Genomic DNA, 18,622 nt, shown 5'->3' on the forward strand with positions numbered 1-18,622 from the left:
GGGACGGGCCGATCGGCGGAGACGCCTGTCACAGCGGTCGTCAGAAGCACTGCCCGGAGGGCTACTCCTCCAGGGTCAGGCCCTTGCGGAGCTTGCCCAGGGTGCGCGAGAGCAGCCGGGAGACATGCATCTGCGAGATGTTCAGCTCCTCGCCGATCTCGGACTGGGTCAGCCCGGCGGTGAAGCGCAGCGAGAGGATCGTGCGGTCCCGGGCCGGCAGCGCGGCGATCAGCGGCTTGAGGGACTCGATGTACTCGATGCCCTCCAGACCGTGGTCCTCGTAGCCGAGGCGGTCCGCCAGCGCGCCCTCGGAGTCGTCCTCGTCGGGCTGCGCGTCCAGCGAGCTCGCGGTGTACGCGTTGCTGGCGGCCATGCCCTCGACGACCTCGTCCCGGGTGAGCCCGAGCCGCTCGGCCAGCTCCGCCACGGTCGGCGAGCGGTCCAGCTGCTGGGCCAGCTCGTCACCGGCCCTGGCCAGGTCCAGCCGGAGCTCCTGGAGCCGCCGCGGCACCCGCACCGACCAGGAGGTGTCGCGGAAGAACCGCTTGATCTCCCCGACGATGGTGGGCATCGCGAAAGTGGGGAACTCCACCCCCCGACTCAGCTCGAAGCGGTCGATGGCCTTGATGAGGCCGATGGTGCCGACCTGGACGATGTCCTCCATCGGCTCGCTGCGGGAGCGGAAGCGGGAGGCGGCGAACTTGACGAGCGCGAGGTTCAGCTCGACCAGGGTGTTGCGCACGTACGCGTGCTCGTACGTGCCCTCCTCCAGCGCGTCCAGCCGTGCGAAGAGGGTCTTGGAGAGCGCCCTCGCGTCAAGGGGGTCGACCTCGTCGTACGGCGGGATCTCGGGGAGATCCGAGGTGGGGTCCGCGCCGTCCTCGTAAGCCTCGGCCTGCTCGGGCACGACCGGGTCGGAGTCGATCGGACGGTGGGGGGATGTTGCCGACGGCGCGTTCGGGGTACGCGTTTCGTCGAGCCGGGGTGACATGGTCTCCTCCATGGTTCTCGGCATAAGGCCGCCGATGCCTAAAGACGTACTGCGGTGAGCGGCGCCTCCGAAGCCGGCCGTGTTGGTTGTGTCCCTACTAGCCCTACCGGTTCCAGGTGGATCGTCGCAAGTGTGAAATGTCCAGTATGCGCGCTATGTGGCTAACCCCCTGACTACCGGCGGGGGGTTGGTAGGGCGTAATGTTCTACCGACCCATCGGCATCGGCGAAGAGGGACGGGCATGGACCGCGGGACGGTCGGCAGCGCAAATCAGGGCCGGCTCAAGGTCGGGGTCCGCACGGAGGGCCGCAGCGAGGTGGTGACCCCGGCGGGTGAGCTCGACCACCACACCGCAGAACTGCTGCGTGAGCCTCTGGACGCCGCCGTGGAGCGGGGTCGCACCCGCCTGGTCATCGACTGCTCGCAGCTGGCGTTCTGCGACTCCACCGGGCTGAACGTGCTGCTCGCGGCCCGGCTGAAGGCCGAGGCGGCCGGTGGCGGAGTCCATCTCGCCGGGATGCAGCCCGTGGTGGCCCGGGTGTTCGAGATCACCGGAGCGGACGCGGTCTTCACCGTGCACGACTCGCTGGCCGCGGCCCTCGACGGCTGACCCGGCGGCCCGCCGAGGGCGAAAAGGGGTGTCGTCCGGACGCGTCCGGGCAGAAGACCCCAACGGGAATCCTTGCGGAGTACACGCGGAGGATCCGTACTGTCTGTGACGAAGTACACGAGCACGACGTAGACGAAGTAATGGCCCGACTTGGTGAATCGGTGAGGTGAAGCGCTGATGGGCACCACCCAGCAGCATCCGCCGAGCGGGATCGGCCCCGGGCCGGAGGGCTCCGCCCTCGGCGCCGCCACCGCTCCCGCTGCCTCCGCCGCTCCCACGGCGCCGGAGGGGACGTCCGAGATGGCAGGCGCCGCGGAGGCCGGGTCGCCGGCGGGGGAACGGCGGCTCCGGCGGCTTTCCCTGGGCAGTGCCAGCGGCATCGTGCCGCTGGCCCGTGACTTCACCCGCCAGGCGCTCTACGACTGGGGCTGGCTGCCCGCCGAGGGCGCCGACCGCCGGGCCGCCGCCGAGGACGTGCTGCTGGTCGTCTCCGAGCTGGTCACCAACGCGTGCCTGCACGCCGAGGGCCCCGAGGAGCTGCGGGTCTCGCTGGACGCCAAGGTGCTCCGCCTGGAGGTCGAGGACCGCGGCTCCGGCCAGCCCGAGCCCCGCACCCCGCACCGCGCCGGCCGCCCCGGCGGACACGGCATGTTCATCGTCCAGCGGCTCTGCCTGGACTGGGGCGTCGCCCGCGACCCCGGCGCCGACGGCAAGACCGTCTGGGCCGAGCTCGCCGCCCCCGCCTGACCCGCGCCGTACCCCCATGCGCGCTCCGGCGCACCCCATGCGCGCCCCTGCCCAACCCGCGCCGTACCCCTTCCCGCGCTCCGGCGCGCACCCCACGCGCGCCCCGTCGTACCCCGCGTCGCGTCTCTTCGCCCACTCCTGCGTAGCCCTTATCGCTGCCCCTCGCGCCCTGCGCACGCCCTTGGCCGGTTCGCGCCCATAGCCGGTCGGCCGCACCGTCGTACCCCCGGGAAACGCCCCTAGGAAACGCTCGGGAAACAGCCCCCTACGAACCTTGGGAAACGCCCCTAGGAACCCCCCGGACGCCCCTAGGAACCTCGGGAAACGCCCCGGAAAACAGCCCCCGGGAAACAGCCCCCGGAAACGCCGCGGGCCCCCCGTGCCCGCGTGGTGGCGGTACGAGGGGCCCGGGGGGCGTGCCCGGTGGGGTGGCGGATTAGTGCACGCCGCCCATGAGGGGCTGGACCTTCTTGCGGAACATGTAGATCGCGACACCGGCCAGCACGGCCAGCGCGCCCTGGCTGGCGAACCACCACTCGGTGTCGGTCGGCGCGCCCATCAGCTGGAGCAGCGCGATGACCGAGTCGCCCGCGGTGACCGCGAGGAACCACACGCCCATCATCTGGGAGGCGTACTTCTCCGGCGCCAGCTTCGTCGTCAGCGACAGGCCCACCGGGGAGAGCGTCAGCTCGCCGACGGTCTGCAGCAGGTAGACGGCGGCCAGCCACAGCGGGGTGACCTTCACGCCGCCCGCGGCCGCGGCCTGCGCCAGCATCATCACGAAGAAGGACAGGCCGACCAGGACCAGCCCCATGGTGAACTTCACCAGGGTGCTCGGCTCCTTGGAGCGGCGGGCCAGCGCCACCCACGCCCAGGCGAAGAGGGGGGCCAGCGCCATCACGTAGAGCGGGTTCAGCGACTGGAAGTAGCTCGCCGGGAAGTCCCAGCCGAGGAACGACAGGTCGGTGTTCTTGTCCGCGAACAGGCTCAGCGTGGAGCCGGTCTGGTCGTAGATGCCCCAGAACACCGCGGCGGCGACAAAGAACCAGACGTACGCCGACATCCGGGACCGCTCCACCGGGGCCAGCTCGGGGTCGCGCTTGATCCGGAACAGGTACCAGGCCGGCAGCGCCAGGCCCAGGATGGTGAGCGGCCACAGCACCCAGTCGATGCTGAGCGAGCCGGTCAGGCCGACCACCGCGTACGCCACCGCGGCCACGGCCGCCCAGATCGCCGCCTTGCGGATCACCGCGGTGCGCTCGGCGGGGGTCAGCGGGGCGGGCACCTGGTTGGACTCCGGGGCCAGGTTGCCGAAGCCCAGGAAGTAGAAGACCAGGCCCAGCGCCATGCCGACACCGGCCATCGCGAAGCCGAGGTGCCAGTTGACCTTCTGGCCCACCAGGCCGATGGTCAGCGGGGCGAGGAAGGCGCCGAGGTTGATGCCCATGTAGAAGACCGTGAAGCCGCCGTCGCGGCGCGGGTCGTTCTTGTCCCGGTACAGGTGGCCGACCATCGTGGAGATGTTGGCCTTCAGCAGACCGGAGCCGGCCGCGATGAACGCCAGGCCGATGAAGAAGGACACGGTGGCGGGGACGGCCAGCAGGAAGTGGCCGACCATGATGATGGTGCCGGAGACCGCCACCGTCTTGCGGGCGCCCCAGACCCGGTCGCCGAACCAGCCGCCCGGCAGCGCGAGCAGGTAGACCATCGCGTTGTAGACCGAGTAGATGGCCACGGCCGTCGCCGTGTCGAAGGCGAGACCGCCCTCCTTCACCCCGGCGGCGAGGTACAGCACGAGCAGCGCGCGCATGCCGTAGAAGCTGTAGCGCTCCCACATCTCGGTCATGAAGAGATTGGCCAGACCCCGGGGCTGGCCGAGGAAGGTCTTCTCGGTGCCGGCGGTACCGGCCGAGTCCTTCGTCAGGCTGGACGCCATGTCGATCCTTGTTCGCTCGGGACGCGTCCGCGCTTCGTGAGCCGGTGCGCGCCCGGTGGGGGGGTGGCCGGCACCGGAGCGGTCGTACACCCCTCCCGCAACCCCCGGGCCCGGGACCACCCGGGCAGGGGCGCGCCCCCGCGCGGAGGCGGAGGCGGGAGAGGAGCGCGGCCGCACCGGGATCCACACCCCGGGTGCCGTCTGGCACCCGGAGCCCGGCCGGTAGGTCGTTCACCCTCAGGCTGGCACGGCCGGCCCGGGGTGGATAGGGGCCGTTGGCGGCTCAATCCGGCCAAAGGTCCCTGAGTGGTACATCGATCGTCTCGACACCATACGACACGACAGTGCGCCATATGGAAGGACTTGAGAGATGGATCACAGGTTTGAAGGGAACCATAGTCGATCATTCGAAGGTGTTACGCAGAATGGCCGCCCATGTTCACAGGGTGCTCACGGAGTGGGAAAGTGGCGTGATGATCATGCGCCGATGCCGGGGCGGCCGTCCCGCCGCGCCGACTACCATCACCCCATGACCCGTGTACTGCTCGCCGAGGACGACGCATCCATCTCGGAACCGCTGGCCCGCGCCCTGCGGCGGGAGGGATACGAGGTCGAGGTGCGCGAGAACGGGCCGAGCGCGCTGGAGACCGGACTCCAGGGCGGTGTGGACCTGGTCGTGCTCGACCTCGGGCTGCCCGGCATGGACGGCCTGGAGGTCGCCCGCCGGCTCCGCTCCGACGGGCTGACCGTGCCGATCCTGGTGCTCACCGCCCGCGCCGACGAGGTGGACACCGTGGTCGGGCTGGACGCCGGCGCCGACGACTACGTCACCAAGCCGTTCCGCCTCGCCGAACTGCTCGCCCGGGTCCGGGCCCTGCTGCGGCGCGGCGCCGGCGAACCGGCCCCCGCGCCCGCCCCGCACGGGGTGCGGATCGACGTGGAGTCGCACCGGGCCTGGATGGGCGAGGAGGAACTCCAGCTCACCGCCAAGGAGTTCGACCTGCTGCGGGTCCTGGTCCGGGACGCCGGCCGGGTCGTCACCCGCGACCAGCTGATGCGCGAGGTGTGGGACACCACCTGGTGGTCCTCCACCAAGACCCTGGACATGCACATCTCCTGGCTGCGCAAGAAGCTCGGCGACGACGCCGCCAACCCCCGCTACATCGCCACCGTGCGCGGCGTCGGCTTCCGCTTCGAGAAGAACTGACCCCGGCGCGGACGCCCGAGAACCCGGACAACAGCTAGGCAGGGGCCGTGCGCCGCCGACTCATCACCTCCACCCTCGCCGTCGTCCTCGTCGTCATCGCGGTCTTCGGCCTCTCCCTCGTCCTCGTGGAGACCCGCACCATCAGCGCCAGCGCCCAGGAGAGCGTGGACACCGAGGCGGTACGGCTGGTCAGCATCGTGGACAGCCGGCTGATCGGCGGCGAGCCGGTCAACCCGGACATCCTGGCCCGGCAGAGCGGCGCCCGCCGGTACGCCTCGATCGACATCACCGGCCGCCCCTCCATCGAGATCGGCTCCCGCCCGGGCGGCAGCGTCATCCGGGGCGAGGCGCACGGCGGACGCGGCGACCGCCAGGTCACCGTCACCGTCGAGGAGTCCCGCTCCTCCATCACCCGCGAGGTGGGCCGCTCGCTGCTGATCATCGGCGCGGTCGCGCTGCTCGCCGTGGTGGCGGCCATCCTGCTCGCGGTACGCCAGGCCAACCGGCTCGGCTCCCCGCTCACCGACCTCGCCGAGACCGCGGAACGCCTCGGCTCCGGCGACCCGCGCCCTCGCCACAAGCGGTACGGGGTGCCCGAGCTGGACCGGGTCGCGGACGTGCTGGACGCCTCCGCCGAGCGGATCGCCCGGATGCTCACCGCCGAGCGCCGGCTCGCCGCGGACGCCTCCCACCAGCTGCGCACCCCGCTGACCGCGCTGTCCATGCGGCTGGAGGAGATCTCCGACACCGGCGACCTGGACACCGTCCGGGAGGAGGCGCACGCCGCGCTCACCCAGGTGGAGCGGCTGACCGACGTGGTGGAGCGGCTGCTGACCAACTCGCGCGACCCCCGCACCGGCTCGGCGGTCGCCTTCGACCTGGACGAGGTCGTCAAGCAGCAGACCGAGGAGTGGCGGCCCGCCTACCGCAGCGCCGGCCGGGCCGTGGTCGCCTCCGGCAAGACCGGCATCCGCGCGGTCGGCACCCCCGGGGCGGTCGCCCAGGTGCTGGCCGCGCTGATCGAGAACTCGCTGATGCACGGCGGCGGCACGGTGGCCCTGCGCACCCGGGTCACCGGCAACCAGGTGGTGGTGGAGGTCGCCGACGAGGGCCAGGGCGTGCCGCCCGACCTCGGCGCGCGGATCTTCGAGCGGGCGATCAGCGGCCGCAACTCCACCGGCATCGGGCTCGCCGTCGCCCGGGACCTCGCCGAGGCCGACGGCGGCCGGCTGGAGCTGCTCCAGCCCCAGCCGGCGGTGTTCGCGCTCTTCCTCAGCCGCGAGGTCGGCGGCCAGGACCGGGAGCCGGTCGGGCCCCGCGAGGAGCCTCCGCCGACGGTCCGCTGAGACCACCCGGGGAACGTCAGCGGTGCCGGGGCGCGGCGGCCCGCTCCCGCTCCCGGCTCGGCTCGCCCTCCAGGGCCTCTGCCCGCTCCAGGATCGCCTCCGCGGTCTGCACGGCCTCGTCGTCCGGGTCCGGGGGCAGCGCACGGAAGACCCAGGTCCGGTAGGACCAGAAGCGGAAGAGCGTGGCCACCGCGATGCCGGAGAACTTGAAGACGTTGGACTGCAGCGGGGTGTCCCAGCCGAAGCCGTAGGTCGCCGCGTACAGCACCCCGTTCTCGATCACCAGCCCGGCCAGGCTGAACAGCAGGAAGAGGGTCAGCTCGCGGGTGCGCCCGGACTTGTCGCGGTCCCGGTACGCGAAGTAGCGGAAGCCCACGTAGTTGCAGACGATGGCGATGACCGTGGCGAGGATGCTGGCCCGGACCACCGGCAACTCGGTGGTGTGCCGGACCAGGTTGAAGGCCGCCATGTTGACCAGCAGCCCGACCCCGCCGACGAGACCGAACTTCGCGATCTCGCGGAGGAGCCGGTCCAGCCGCACCCGGAGGGCGCCCCGTTCACTCATGGTGATCTCTCGGTCCTGTCGTCCGGTGTGGTCCGTGGTCCATGGTCCATCTGGTCCACCTGGTCGGTCGGGCGGCCCCCTGGCCCGTATGCGCACCCGTACGCGCCTCGCGTACTGCGCACGGGCCATGCTAACCATCGGCCGAACGGGGCGCCCGGGCGGAGCGGGACGGCCTCCGTACTGCCCGTGGTCCCGGCCGGGCCGGGGGCTGTCCGAGCGGCCGGATACCCTGGAAGGGTGACGTTCCCGGTAGTCGGCATGGTCGGCGGCGGCCAGCTCGCCCGTATGACCCACGAGGCGGGCATCCCCCTCGGCATCAGATTCAAGATCCTCAGTGACACTCCGCAGGATTCCGCGGCCCAGGTCGTCGGCGATGTCGTCATCGGCGACTACCGCGACCTGGACACGCTCCGTGAGTTCGCCCGCGGCTGCGATGTGATCACCTTCGACCACGAGCATGTGCCCACCGAGCACCTGCGGGCCCTGGAAGCGGACGGCATCCCCGTCCGCCCGGGGCCCGACGCCTTGGTGCACGCCCAGGACAAGGGCGTGATGCGGGCCAGGCTCACCGAGATCGGCGTGCCCTGCCCGCGCCACCGCATCGTGACCGACCCCGCCGACGTGGCCGCCTTCGCGGCCGAGGGCGGCGGCGAGGGGGACGGCTTCCCGGTCATCCTGAAGACGGTGCGCGGCGGGTACGACGGCAAGGGCGTGTGGTTCGTCCGCTCCGAGGCGGAGGCCCGCGACCCGTTCCTGGCGGGCGTCCCGGTGCTCGCCGAGGAGATGGTGGACTTCACCCGCGAGCTGGCGGCGAACGTCGTCCGCTCCCCGCACGGCCAGGCCGTGGCGTATCCGGTGGTGGAGTCCCGGCAGGTGGACGGCGTCTGCGACACGGTGATCGCGCCCGCCCCCGAGCTCTCCGAGGAGCTGTCCGGCGCCGCCCAGGAGCTGGCCCTGCGGATCGCCCGCGAGCTGGGCGTGACCGGGCACCTGGCGGTCGAGCTGTTCGAGACCCGGGACGGCCGGATCCTCGTCAACGAGCTGGCCATGCGCCCGCACAACTCGGGCCACTGGACCCAGGACGGCGCGGTCACCTCGCAGTTCGCCAACCATGTGCGGGCCGTGCTGGACCTGCCGCTCGGCGACCCGCGCCCGCGCGCCCCCTGGACGGTCATGGTCAACGTCCTCGGCGGCGACTACCCGGACATGTACCAGGGCTATCTGCACTGCATGGCCCGCGACCCCCAGCTGACGATCCACATGTACGGCAAGGACGTGAAGCCCGGCCGCAAGGTGGGCCATGTCAACACCTACGGCGACGAACTCGGCGAGGTGCTGGAGCGCGCCCGCCACGCCGCCGGCTATCTGCGAGGAACGATCGTTGAGTAACCCACTGGTCGGCATCGTGATGGGCTCGGACTCGGACTGGCCCGTGATGGAGGCCGCCGCGCAGGCGCTGGACGAGTTCGAGGTCCCGTACGAGGTGGACGTGGTCTCCGCGCACCGGATGCCGCGCGAGATGGTCTCCTACGGGGAGCGGGCGGCCGGTCGCGGGCTGAAGGCGATCGTGGCGGGCGCCGGCGGGGCCGCGCACCTGCCCGGGATGCTCGCCTCGGTCACCCCGCTCCCGGTCATCGGCGTCCCCGTACCGCTGAAGTACCTGGACGGCATGGACTCCCTGCTCTCCATCGTGCAGATGCCGGCCGGGGTGCCGGTGGCCACCGTCTCGGTCGGCGGCGCCCGCAACGCGGGCCTGCTGGCCGCCCGTGTCCTCGCCACCGCCGACCCCGAGCTGCGCTCCCGTATGGAGGACTTCCAGCGCGAGCTGAACGAGCAGGCCACCGAGAAGGGCAAGCGGCTGCGGGCGAAGGTCGAGGGCTCCACGTCGTTCGGCTTCGCCCGGTGAGCCCGGTGCCCGAGGTGCGGGGATCACTCGCCGAGGCCCGCGCCCTGCTGGCCGACTTCCCGGTGGTCGACGGGCACAACGACCTGCCCTGGGCGCTGCGCGAGCACGCCGGCTACGACCTCGACCGGCTGGACGTGGCCGCCGACCAGACCGGCCGGCTGCACACCGATCTGCCGCGGCTGCGCTCCGGCGGGGTCGGCGCCCAGTTCTGGTCCGTCTACGTCCGCAGCGACATGGCCGGGGACGACGCGGTCAGCGCCACCCTGGAGCAGATCGACTGCGTGGACCGGCTGCTGGCCCGCCACCCGGCCGAGCTGGCCCCGGCGCTCACCGCCGACGACATGGAGGCCGCCCGCGCGGCCGGGCGGATCGCCTCCCTCAAGGGGGCCGAGGGCGGCCACTCCATCAACAGCTCCCTCGCCACCCTCCGCGCCCTCCACACCCTCGGCGTCCGCTATATGACGCTCACCCACAACGACAACATCCCCTGGGCCGACTCGGCGACCGACGAGCCGGGCGTGGGCGGGCTCTCCGCCTTCGGCCGCGAGGTCGTACGGGAGATGAACCGGCTCGGGATGCTGGTGGACCTCTCCCATGTGGCGGCCACCACCATGCGGGACGCCCTGGACACCTCCGAGGCGCCGGTGATCTTCTCGCACTCCTCGGCCCGGGCGGTCTGCGACCACCCCCGCAACATCCCCGACGGCATCCTGGAGCGGCTGCCGGCCAACGGCGGCGTCGCCATGGCCACCTTCGTGCCCAAGTTCGTCCTGCCGGCGGCGGTGGAGTGGACCCGGCGCGCCGACGAGAACATGCGCGCCCACGGCCTGCACCACCTGGACACCAGCGCCCGGGCGATGGCCGTGCACGCGGCCTTCGAGGCGGCCGAACCGCGCCCCACCGCCACCGCGGCCACCGTCGCGGACCACCTGGACCACATGCGCGAGGCGGCCGGCATCGCGCACATCGGCATCGGCGGCGACTTCGACGGCACCGCGTTCACCCCGTCCGACCTGGCGGACGTGGCCGGCTATCCGAACCTCATCGCCGAACTGCTCGACCGCCGCTGGTCGCGTACCGACATCGCCATGCTGACCTGGCAGAACGCGGTCCGGGTGCTCCGCGACGCCGAGTCCGTGGCCCGCGCCTCGACCCGGCCCCCGTCCACCGCCACCCTCGCCTCCCTGGACGGCTGACCCGCCCGAAGGCAGGACGAACGGCCCGTACGCGGCGGTGTCCCCCATCCGGCGGACACCGCCGCGCCGTCGCATCCGCTCCGTGCCACCGTGGTGGGCAGGGCGTGCCGTCCGGAGCGCGCTGCCCCCCCCGCTCGCCCGGACGGCACGCCCGCACCGTCTCGTGTCCCGGAGCGGAGCCATGGCAGACCTTCAGCACCTCCCGTACGCGGATTCCGCCGCCTTCGGAGAGCCCGACGACCCGCCTCCCGCCCAGGCACCCACCCCCGCCGCGTTCGACCTGGAGCGCGCCCGCGTGCTGCTGGCCGCCCAACTGGTGGTGGACGGCCACAACACCCTGGGCCAGCAGCTGGACCACACCCACTGGCAGGACCTGATGTACGGGTCCGTCCTGCTGGACACCGACATCCCGCGCATCCGGGCCGGCGGGGTCGGCGCCCAGTTCTGGTCCCTGCACACCGGCCCGGACGCCACCGGCGACAGCGCGGTCAGCGCCACCCTGGACCGGATCGACGCGGTCACCACCCTGATCGCCTCCTGCCCGGAGGCGCTGCGCCTGGTCACCGGCGCCGACGAGATGGCCGAGGCCCGCGACAGCGGCCGGATCGCCTCGCTCCTCGGCCCGGTCGCCGGGGCCGCGCTCGCCGACTCGCTGGGCACCCTGCGCGCGTACCACGCCCTCGGCGTCCGCAGCGCCACCGTGGCCGGGGCCCACTGGACGGCCACCGGGCTCACCCCCTTCGGCGAGTCCGTCATCCGCGAGATGAACCGCCTGGGCGTCCTGGTCGACCTCTCCGGCGCCGCCGAGGAGACCATGGACCGCGTACTGGCCGTCACCAGCGCCCCGGTGATCCTCTCCCGCTCCGCCGCGCGCGTCCTCACCGACCACCCCGGCAACGTCTCCGACGACATCCTGCGCCGGCTGCGCGCCAACCGGGGTGTCTGCATGGTCAGTTTCGCCCCCGGCCAGGTGTGCCACGACGACCAGCCGGCCTCCCTCCGGGACGTCGCCGACCATGTCGAGCACGTCCGCGCCCTGGCCGGCCCCGAGTCCGTCGGCCTGGCCGGCTCCTACGGCACCGCCGTCGACGCCCCGCACACCATCGGCCTGGAGGACGCCTCCTGCTACCCCAACCTCATCGCGGAGCTGCTGCACCGCGACTGGTCGGAGGCCGATATCGCGGCACTGACCTGGGGCAACGCGGCGAGAGTGGTACGGGAGGCCAAAGCGCCCCACTAGCGGCGCCCACCGGACCGAGCGCGACTCGGACGACACCGAGGCTCGCGTCCGCGTCGACATCGACTGCCCCGGGGGTCACACCCGGGTCAGGGCGGAACGGGTCGGCACCGGCCGGCGGGTCGTGGACGTCAACGTCCTCTGACCCCCGTCCCCCGCCGCCCGTCTCCGCTCGCTCACCCACTTCTGCCAGTCGCGCGGCGACTGCCCGTACTCCTCCCGGAAGGCCCGGCTGAAGTGGCTCGGGCTCACAAAACCCCAGCGCCGGGCGACCGCCGCCACACCGTCCCGGGCGGCGGCGGGTTCCAGCAGGTCCTGGCGGCAGCGCTTGAGCCGCTCCGCGCGGATCCACCGGCCCACCGACAACTCCTCGGCGCGGAACAGCACATGCAGATAGCGGACCGAGATGAAGTGCGCGGCGGCGATGGTGGCCGGCGACAGATCGGGATCGCCCAGGTTGCGGATGACGTGGTCCTTCACCCGGACGAGCAGGGCCGCGGCCCGGTCCGGCGCCTGCGGGGCGAACCGCCCGCACCGCTCGTCGATCAGCATGGCCAGCAGGTCCAGCGCCGTCCTGCCCAGCTGATGGCCCATCGGCCCCTCCAACTCGGCGGCGGAGCTTCCCAGTCGGGAGAGGAAGGACGCCACCAGTCGGTGGCAGCCGTCCGTGCGGGCGAACGCGGTCGCGGTCACCGCCCGCAGGTCCCCCTCCCGTACCCGTAGATCGGCCCGGGGGAACTGGAACGAGAGGAACCGGAAGGCGCACCGCAGTTCCTTGCGGAACGGCCGCGAGGGGTCGGAGAGCGACAGTTCGCCCGGCCCGATACGGGACTGCCGGCCGTCCTGGTCCTTGAGCGCCGCACCCCGCTGCTGGAGGCTCAGGATGAGGAAGTCGTCACCGCCCCGGGCGATGAGCCGCCGGTTGCGGGTCACCGCCTGCGGCCCCGCCTCGACCCGCGACACCTGTACGGGGCCGAGCTGCCGGCTGACGATGCGCCCGGGGGCCGGAGCCGCCTCCAGGAACCGCACATCGAGCGGGACGAACGCCCGGGACACCGCCTCGTGCCAGAGCTCCGCCCGGTCCCCGGACACGGGAAGCGGCGCGGTGTCCAGGCCGGCGGTGGCGAAGAGACCGACGGGAGCAGGATCAGGCGACTCAGGGGACACTGTTCCTCCGATCGTTCCGGAGCGATATGTGACCACATCGGCTCCGGGACGGACCAGGAACGAATGCAGGCACAAGCAACAGGAAGAAGTACGGAAGACGTGCGGGAACAAGCACAGGACGGCCCCGGGGGTACGGGCCCGGCGGGGGAGGACACGGCCGCGTTCGGGGCGCTGCTGCGGAGTCTGCGGCTGGCGAGAGCGCTGACCCTGGAGGGCCTGGCCGAGGCCTCGGGTCTGAGCGCGCGCGGCATCGGGGACCTGGAGCGCGGGCGGCGGGCCAGCCCGCAGCGCCGTACGGTGACCGCCCTCGCCGACGCCCTGCGCCTGTCCCCGGAGGAGCACCGGCAGCTGCTGGCCGCCGCCCGCCCGCCCCGCACCCCGGGGCCCTCCGCCGCCGGAGCGCGGTCCCTGCCGTTGCCCCGGGGCGTGGACGACTTCACCGGCCGCGAGGCGGAGTTGGCCCTGCTGGAGCGGCTGGCCACCCAGGCCGCGTCGGACGAGGCCGCCGGCGGGCCGGTGCCGACGACCGGGACGACGGAGGCCCCCGGCCGGCCGGTGACGACCACGGCGGCACAGGCCCCCAGGCAGCCCGCGTCCCCCGGGGCGCCGCAGCCCGCACCCCGGCAGCCGGTGGCGGTGAACGGCGGCCGGCAGCCCGTGGTGGTGACGGTGAGCGGGCAGCCGGGGGCCGGCAAGACCACACTCGTCCTCCAGGCCGCCCGCCGGCTCGGCCACCACTTCCCGGACGGCCGGCTCGTGGTGGACCTGCGCGGTGTGGACGAGGAGCCGCCCGGCACCACCGAACTGCTCCTCGGGGTGCTCAAGTCCCTCGGCGTGGCCGACCGCGAACTGCTCGACGCCGGCCCGGAGGGCCTGAAGGAGCTGTACGGGCGGGTGCTGGCCGAGCGCCGGTGCCTGCTGGTCCTGGACAACGCCCGCGACGAGGCGCAGGTCCGCCCGCTGCTGCCCGGCGCCGGACCGGCCATGGTGCTGGTCACCAGCCGCCGCATGCTGACCGGGCTGGACAGCGTCCACCGGCTGCCGCTGGGCGCGCTCAGCCCGCCGGAGGCGGTCGCCTTCCTGGCCGACCTGGCCGGCCCCGGCCGCGCGGCGGCCGACCCCGAGGCACTGGCGGCGGTGGCCGGCTACTGCGGCCATCTGCCGCTGGCCCTGCGGGTGGCGGGCAACTGGCTGGCCACCCGCGCCGATGTGCCGGTGCGCCGGCTGGCCGGGCGGCTGGCCGTGGAGCACCGGCGGCTGGACGCGCTGGCCGCCGGGGACGTCAGCGTGGCGAGCGCCTTCGACCTCTCGTACCGCCATCTCGGCCCCACCGCGGCCCTGATGTTCCGCCGCCTGGCCCTGGTGCCCGGCCAGGACACCGGGGTGCCCGGTGCGGCCCGGCTCACCGGGCAGGACCCGTTCGACGCCGAGGACACCCTGGAGGAGCTGGTCGAGGCCGGGCTGCTGGGCGCGTCCGGGGAGCGCTACCGGCTGCACGACCTGCTCTGCCTGTACGCCCGCACCCGGCTGTCCGTCGAGGACCGCCCGGAGGACACCGAGGCGGCCCGGGCGGCGCTGTACGCCTGGCTGCTGGACACCACCGTACGGGCGGGCCGCTGGTACGAGCCCGACCACGACCCCTCGCGGATCGATCCGGACTCCGTCCCCGACCTCCCCGACCCCGCCACCGCCCGCCGCTGGCTGCAGGCCGAGAGCGTCAACTGGCCGGCCGCCCTGCGCGCCGCCGCGGCGGCCGGCGACCACGCCCGGGTGGTGGAGGTGGCCGAGGCCCTGCACTGGTTCTCCGACCACTGGATCTTCTGGGGCCACTGGCCCGAGGTCTTCGGCACCGCCGCCCGGTCCGCCGAGGCCCTGGGCGACCCGCTCGCCGAGGCCACCCAGCTCAACTACCACTCCTGGGCGCTGACCGTCTGCGAGGGCCGCCCGGAGGAGGGCCTGGCCCGGGCCACCCGGGCCCTGGACTCCGCCGTACGCGCCGGCGACCTGGTCCAGCAGGCGTGGGCGCACCACTACCGGTCGCTGGCCTACGAGCGGCTGGACCGCCCCGACCTCGCCCTGGACCACATCGAGCAGGCGGCCCGGCTCTTCGAGGCCGGCGGCGACCTCAACGGCACCCTTCAGGCGCTCCACGGCCGTGCCATCGCGCTCCGTGACAGCGGCCGGGCCGCCGAGTCCCTGGCCTGCTACCGCGACGCCCTCGCCTATCTGGACGAGCACAAGGACCGCCTGCCCGCCCACATCGCCGGCTTCGCCCGGCACGAGATCCTCGGCGGGATCGGGCAGTGCCACGGCCGCCTGGGGCAGTGGGACGAGGCCGTGAGCCATCTGCACCGCTCCATCGACGTCTGCCTGGCCAGCGGGAACACCGCCATGCTCAGCCGCAAGATCGTGTTCCTGGCGGACATCCTCCAGGCCGCGGGCCGCCTGGACGAGGCCCGGGAGGCCTACGCCCGCTGCCTCGCCCTCGGCCCCGACGCCGACCCCACCCGCCTCGCCCACGCCCGCGACCAGCTCGACCGCCTGGACGCCGACTGAGCGCCCCGACGGAGCGGCCCCGAGGGAGTCGACCCGACACTGCGCGCCGAGGCCACAACCACTGCGCCGACCGTCAACTCCCCCTGCACCACCACTCCTACGGTGAGATCCCCGCCGGCCCCGCACCGGCGCCCCGACCCGACCACAAGGAGCCCCCATGACCACCCCCACCGTCCTGCTCGTCCACGGGGCCTTCGCCGACGCCGCGAGCTGGTCCGGCGTCATCACCGAACTGCGCGGCCAGGGCATCCCGGTGATCGCCCCGCCCAACCCGCTGCGCGGCCTCGCCTCCGACGCCGCGTACATCGCCTCCGTCGCCGCCCAGATCGACGGCCCCGTCATCCTGGTCGGCCACTCCTACGGCGGCGCGCTGATCACCGTGGCCGGCACCCAGGAGAACGTCACCGGCCTCGTCTACATCGCGGCCTACGTCCTGGAGGAGGGCGAGAGCCTCGGCGAACTCCAGGGCGGCTTCCCGGCGACGCCCCTGGTGAGCAGCCTCCGCCAGTGGACCTACCCGGTCCCCGGCGCGGAGCCCGCCGTGGAGGTCACCCTCGCCGAGGACGCCTTCCCGACCGTCTTCGGCGCCGACGTACCCCTCGCCACCGCGCAGATCCTCGCCGTCGCGCAGCGCCCGCTCGCCGCCGCCGCCTTCGAGGAGGCCGCCTCCGCCGCCGCCTGGAAGACCAAGCCCTCCTGGGCGCTGGTCGCCGCCGGGGACCAGGCGATCAACCCCGAGGTCCAGCGCTTCGGCGCCAAGCGGGCCGGAGCCACCGTCGTCGAGGCCGAGGGCGCCTCACACGCGGTCGCCGTCTCCCGCCCCAAGGACGTCGCCGACCTGATCCTCCAGGCGGTCCGCGCCACCGCCTGAGCCCCTGGCTCCCGGCTGCCACCCCCGTAGGAGCCGGAAGCCGAGCCCCAAGGCCACAAGGCCCCCCTCCCGCGATCACCGCGGCGTGGAGTCGTCGCCTCTGAACGGGCCGCCGTGGCCGGGCACGATCAGGTCCGCGGCGGCCGGCACCCGGAGCCGGGAGGCGCGCAGCACCTCGCGGTCGGGAGCCACCGGGTCGTCGGCCGGGCCGTCCGCGTGCCACCACAGGTCACCGGCGAAGGCGACGACTCCCGACTCCGTGCCCGCCAGCAGCGTGATGTCCTCGGCACTGTGCCCCGGGGTGCGGATCAGCCTCAGCGAGGGAGTGAGCTCATACCCCTCCGCCTCCCGGTTCCGCCACGAATCACCGAGGTACTCCACCTTGTGGTCGTGCACCTGAGCCTGGTCGCCGAGGTCTTCGGCCCGCACGGCGAGGGGCTGCCCGGCTTCGACTTCGTGCTCGACGCCCTGTCCACCGCGTACGAGCGCGGCGCCCTGGTCGCGGCCCACTGCGTCGGGACCTTCGCGCTGGCCGCCGCCGGCCTGCTCGACGGCCGGCGGGCCACCACTCACTGGCGGTTCGCCGACCTGCTCGCCGACCGCCACCCCCGCATCACCGTCGAACCCGACGCCCTCTACATCGACGAAGGGCGTGTCGTCACGGGCGCGGGAGCCGCCGCCGGCTTCGATCTCTGCCTCCACCTGCTGAGACGGGAGCACGGAGCCGCGATGGCCCCGCGCGAGCACTGAACTCCCTTCCCGCGCACGTCACCCCAGGTACGGAGTGGACCGCCCCTCCAGAAAATGCCGCACCCGCAGCCGCTGGGTGTGGTGCATCGGCAGCCCCTCGATCTCCTCCGGCGACACGAACCGGACCTCCGACGACTCCTCCGACACCTTCAGGGACCCTCCGGTGATACGTGCCGTGAAGCACACGTTGAACTGCCGACGCACCTCCCCGTCGCCGTACGCGATGATGTGTCGGGGGTCCGTGTACGTTCCGACCAGCCCCGTGATCTCCACGTCGAAGCCGGTCTCCTCCCGCACCTCCCGTACGGCCGCTCCTGGCAGCGACTCGTCCCTCTCCATGCCCCCACCGGGCAGCGCCCACAGCTCGTTGTCCCTGCGCCTCTGGAGCAGGACGCGCCTCTCTTCGTCCGTCACGACGGCCGAGGCGGCGACCACCAGGCTGTTCGGCTCGGGTGCGTCCGGATCGTCGTAGAACTCGGTGCGGTTCACCGCTCAGCGTGTCCTTCCATCGGGGTCGCCGTACGCCAGACCGCGTCGAAGCTTTCCGCATAGGTATCGAACAGACCGCCCTTGTCACAGCGCCTGAGATGCCAGACCGGCGCCCGGTACGCGTTCGTCCCCCACACATGAGCGTTGACCAGCAGCTGGTCGTCGGCACGATAGAGGCTGTTGTACAGGGTGGTGCCATGGATGCGCAGTTCGACGCGGTCCACCCCGAGCAGCGGCCGGTAGTGCTCCATCGCGAGCCGGCAGCGGCCTTCGATCCCATGCCCGAAGCGCTCCTCCTCCCCGCGTTGCCGGACGTTGGGGCTGTCGGCGTCACCGACGGCGATCCGCACCGAACAACCCTCCGCCGCTCGCTCGCGGAGCACCTCGTTGAGCCGGGGATACGACTCGTGGAGGAACACGGCGGCGTAGACCAGCACGTCGATGTGCTCGACGGCCTGGGAGAAGAGGTCGGCGAACGCCGACACCGGAAGCTCCGCCCGCTGCTCGAAGAGCCCCACCAGCTCCGGGCTGACCGCTCGTGCCGCGCGAGCCTGCCGCAACGCCGGCCACAGCGCGTACACGTCCTCTCCTATGGCCTCCGCGACCCGGAAGGCGGTGCCGCGACGCGGGACGCGGCCCAGGTTCACCCAGCGCTCCACCGACTTGGGATCCACGTCCACCCTCGCCGCCAGACCGGCATGCGTCCATCCACGTGCGGCCATGGCGGCCCGCAGCCTCTCGTTCGGCACGCCACGCTCCCCCTGCTTCCGCAACACCGATAGGGACATCCGCCCACCCCGGGACGTCCCTGATTGTCCACACTGAGTGGTTCCCCTGTCTCGGAAAGTGATGAAGTCTCATCGACTGGGGCTCCTGGCCGACCGGCAGAGCCCCGAACTCCCGCCCCGGCGACGGAAACCCTGGACAGGTCGAGCGCCGGGGCGGGTGACCGACGCGGGCGACGCCGACCGTCCCCCGCGCATCGCGGGCCGCACCGCCGACCGTCGTACGGGCGTACGCAGGGTGGCGGTGCGGCCCCTCACCGAAG

16 protein-coding genes and 2 pseudogenes are annotated in these 18,622 nt (G+C 73.0%); 11 read left to right on the top strand and 7 right to left on the bottom strand.

Annotated features, from left to right (window positions below):
• Positions 1-61 precede the first annotated feature (61 nt).
• A complete protein-coding gene (locus M1O15_RS25705) occupies positions 62-1,003 on the bottom strand; it encodes an RNA polymerase sigma factor SigF (RefSeq protein WP_248636554.1) in 942 nt (313 codons plus the stop codon).
• A 229-nt stretch (positions 1,004-1,232) separates the two neighbouring features.
• On the opposite strand from M1O15_RS25705, the gene M1O15_RS25710 reads away from it, so the two are divergent.
• Positions 1,233-1,601, top strand: coding sequence for an STAS domain-containing protein (locus M1O15_RS25710; RefSeq protein ID WP_248636555.1), 369 nt, complete (start codon positions 1,233-1,235; stop codon positions 1,599-1,601).
• 177 nt (positions 1,602-1,778) lie between these two features.
• On the top strand, positions 1,779-2,348 hold the full coding sequence (locus tag M1O15_RS25715; RefSeq protein WP_248636556.1) for an ATP-binding protein: 570 nt from the start codon (positions 1,779-1,781) through the stop codon (positions 2,346-2,348).
• A gap of 436 nt (positions 2,349-2,784) precedes the next feature.
• Here the strand turns inward: M1O15_RS25715 and M1O15_RS25720 are convergent, their stop codons facing one another.
• The gene (locus M1O15_RS25720; protein WP_248636557.1) at positions 2,785-4,284 is read right to left on the bottom strand and encodes a peptide MFS transporter; all 1,500 of its coding nucleotides are present in this window, start codon (positions 4,282-4,284) and stop codon (positions 2,785-2,787) included.
• Between the two features lie 529 nt (positions 4,285-4,813).
• Here M1O15_RS25720 and M1O15_RS25725 point away from each other — a divergent pair.
• Both M1O15_RS25725 and M1O15_RS25730 read left to right on the top strand, forming a co-directional pair.
• The gene (locus tag M1O15_RS25725) at positions 4,814-5,491 is read left to right on the top strand and encodes a response regulator transcription factor (protein WP_248636558.1); all 678 of its coding nucleotides are present in this window, start codon (positions 4,814-4,816) and stop codon (positions 5,489-5,491) included.
• Between the two features lie 47 nt (positions 5,492-5,538).
• Entirely contained in the window at positions 5,539-6,837 is a 1,299-nt protein-coding gene (locus M1O15_RS25730; RefSeq protein ID WP_248636559.1) for a sensor histidine kinase, read from the top strand.
• A 16-nt stretch (positions 6,838-6,853) separates the two neighbouring features.
• On the opposite strand, the gene M1O15_RS25735 is transcribed toward M1O15_RS25730, so the two are convergent.
• Positions 6,854-7,402: a GtrA family protein gene (locus M1O15_RS25735; RefSeq protein ID WP_248636560.1), complete on the bottom strand. Its 549-nt coding sequence runs from the start codon at positions 7,400-7,402 to the stop codon at positions 6,854-6,856.
• 258 nt (positions 7,403-7,660) lie between these two features.
• On the opposite strand from M1O15_RS25735, the gene M1O15_RS25740 reads away from it, so the two are divergent.
• The 4 genes from M1O15_RS25740 to M1O15_RS25755 all read left to right on the top strand — a co-directional run bounded on the left by M1O15_RS25740 (position 7,661) and on the right by M1O15_RS25755 (position 11,744).
• On the top strand, positions 7,661-8,791 hold the full coding sequence (locus M1O15_RS25740; protein ID WP_248636594.1) for a 5-(carboxyamino)imidazole ribonucleotide synthase: 1,131 nt from the start codon (positions 7,661-7,663) through the stop codon (positions 8,789-8,791).
• A gap of 19 nt (positions 8,792-8,810) precedes the next feature.
• A complete protein-coding gene (gene purE / locus M1O15_RS25745; RefSeq protein WP_248636595.1) occupies positions 8,811-9,308 on the top strand; it encodes a 5-(carboxyamino)imidazole ribonucleotide mutase in 498 nt (165 codons plus the stop codon).
• On the top strand, positions 9,305-10,504 hold the full coding sequence (locus tag M1O15_RS25750) for a dipeptidase (RefSeq protein WP_248636561.1): 1,200 nt from the start codon (positions 9,305-9,307) through the stop codon (positions 10,502-10,504). Before purE ends, M1O15_RS25750 begins: the two co-directional genes overlap by 4 nt.
• 181 nt (positions 10,505-10,685) lie before the next feature.
• Positions 10,686-11,744 carry a dipeptidase gene (locus M1O15_RS25755; protein ID WP_248636562.1) on the top strand — a complete coding sequence of 353 codons (1,059 nt, stop codon included), beginning with the start codon at positions 10,686-10,688 and terminating at the stop codon, positions 11,742-11,744.
• Between the two features lie 75 nt (positions 11,745-11,819).
• Here the strand turns inward: M1O15_RS25755 and M1O15_RS25760 are convergent, their stop codons facing one another.
• The gene (locus tag M1O15_RS25760) at positions 11,820-12,908 is read right to left on the bottom strand and encodes an AraC-like ligand-binding domain-containing protein (RefSeq protein ID WP_248636563.1); all 1,089 of its coding nucleotides are present in this window, start codon (positions 12,906-12,908) and stop codon (positions 11,820-11,822) included.
• 99 nt (positions 12,909-13,007) lie between these two features.
• Here M1O15_RS25760 and M1O15_RS25765 point away from each other — a divergent pair, with 99 nt between their 5' ends.
• Together M1O15_RS25765 and M1O15_RS25770 are read left to right on the top strand one after the other, a co-directional pair.
• Positions 13,008-15,464 carry an ATP-binding protein gene (locus M1O15_RS25765; protein WP_248636564.1) on the top strand — a complete coding sequence of 819 codons (2,457 nt, stop codon included), beginning with the start codon at positions 13,008-13,010 and terminating at the stop codon, positions 15,462-15,464.
• 157 nt (positions 15,465-15,621) lie between these two features.
• On the top strand, positions 15,622-16,335 hold the full coding sequence (locus tag M1O15_RS25770) for an alpha/beta fold hydrolase (protein WP_248636565.1): 714 nt from the start codon (positions 15,622-15,624) through the stop codon (positions 16,333-16,335).
• Between the two features lie 75 nt (positions 16,336-16,410).
• Here the strand turns inward: M1O15_RS25770 and M1O15_RS25775 are convergent.
• Positions 16,411-16,740 (bottom strand): annotated as a pseudogene (locus M1O15_RS25775) (MBL fold metallo-hydrolase); the annotation flags it as partial.
• Here M1O15_RS25775 and M1O15_RS25780 point away from each other — a divergent pair.
• Positions 16,732-17,070, top strand: a pseudogene (locus tag M1O15_RS25780) (DJ-1/PfpI family protein); the annotation flags it as partial. The pseudogenes M1O15_RS25775 and M1O15_RS25780 overlap by 9 nt on opposite strands.
• A gap of 33 nt (positions 17,071-17,103) precedes the next feature.
• Here M1O15_RS25780 and M1O15_RS25785 read toward each other — a convergent pair.
• Both M1O15_RS25785 and M1O15_RS25790 read right to left on the bottom strand, forming a co-directional pair.
• Positions 17,104-17,574, bottom strand: coding sequence for an NUDIX hydrolase (locus tag M1O15_RS25785; RefSeq protein WP_248636566.1), 471 nt, complete (start codon positions 17,572-17,574; stop codon positions 17,104-17,106).
• Positions 17,571-18,323 (bottom strand): helix-turn-helix domain-containing protein, encoded by a 753-nt coding sequence (locus M1O15_RS25790; RefSeq protein WP_248636567.1) that lies wholly within the window; start codon positions 18,321-18,323, stop codon positions 17,571-17,573. The genes M1O15_RS25785 and M1O15_RS25790 overlap by 4 nt, the downstream gene beginning before the upstream one ends.
• Between the last annotated feature and the right edge of the window lie 299 nt (positions 18,324-18,622).

Origin of the sequence: Streptomyces lichenis, assembly GCF_023218175.1 — a bacterium.
In the GTDB taxonomy this organism is placed as follows: domain Bacteria; phylum Actinomycetota; class Actinomycetes; order Streptomycetales; family Streptomycetaceae; genus Streptomyces; species Streptomyces lichenis.

Excerpts from the sequence above, each read along its gene's own strand:
- M1O15_RS25705 (WP_248636554.1), bottom strand. The coding sequence starts at position 1,003 with ATGGAGGAGACCATGTCACCCCGGCTCGACGAAACGCGTACCCCGAAC.
- M1O15_RS25735 (WP_248636560.1), bottom strand. The coding sequence starts at position 7,402 with ATGAGTGAACGGGGCGCCCTCCGGGTGCGGCTGGACCGGCTCCTCCGC.
- M1O15_RS25710 (WP_248636555.1), top strand. The coding sequence starts at position 1,233 with ATGGACCGCGGGACGGTCGGCAGCGCAAATCAGGGCCGGCTCAAGGTC.
- purE (WP_248636595.1), top strand. The coding sequence starts at position 8,811 with ATGGGCTCGGACTCGGACTGGCCCGTGATGGAGGCCGCCGCGCAGGCG.
- M1O15_RS25755 (WP_248636562.1), top strand. The coding sequence starts at position 10,686 with ATGGCAGACCTTCAGCACCTCCCGTACGCGGATTCCGCCGCCTTCGGA.
- M1O15_RS25770 (WP_248636565.1), top strand. The coding sequence starts at position 15,622 with ATGACCACCCCCACCGTCCTGCTCGTCCACGGGGCCTTCGCCGACGCC.
- M1O15_RS25720 (WP_248636557.1), bottom strand. The coding sequence starts at position 4,284 with ATGGCGTCCAGCCTGACGAAGGACTCGGCCGGTACCGCCGGCACCGAG.
- M1O15_RS25725 (WP_248636558.1), top strand. The coding sequence starts at position 4,814 with ATGACCCGTGTACTGCTCGCCGAGGACGACGCATCCATCTCGGAACCG.
- M1O15_RS25715 (WP_248636556.1), top strand. The coding sequence starts at position 1,779 with ATGGGCACCACCCAGCAGCATCCGCCGAGCGGGATCGGCCCCGGGCCG.
- M1O15_RS25740 (WP_248636594.1), top strand. The coding sequence starts at position 7,661 with ATGGTCGGCGGCGGCCAGCTCGCCCGTATGACCCACGAGGCGGGCATC.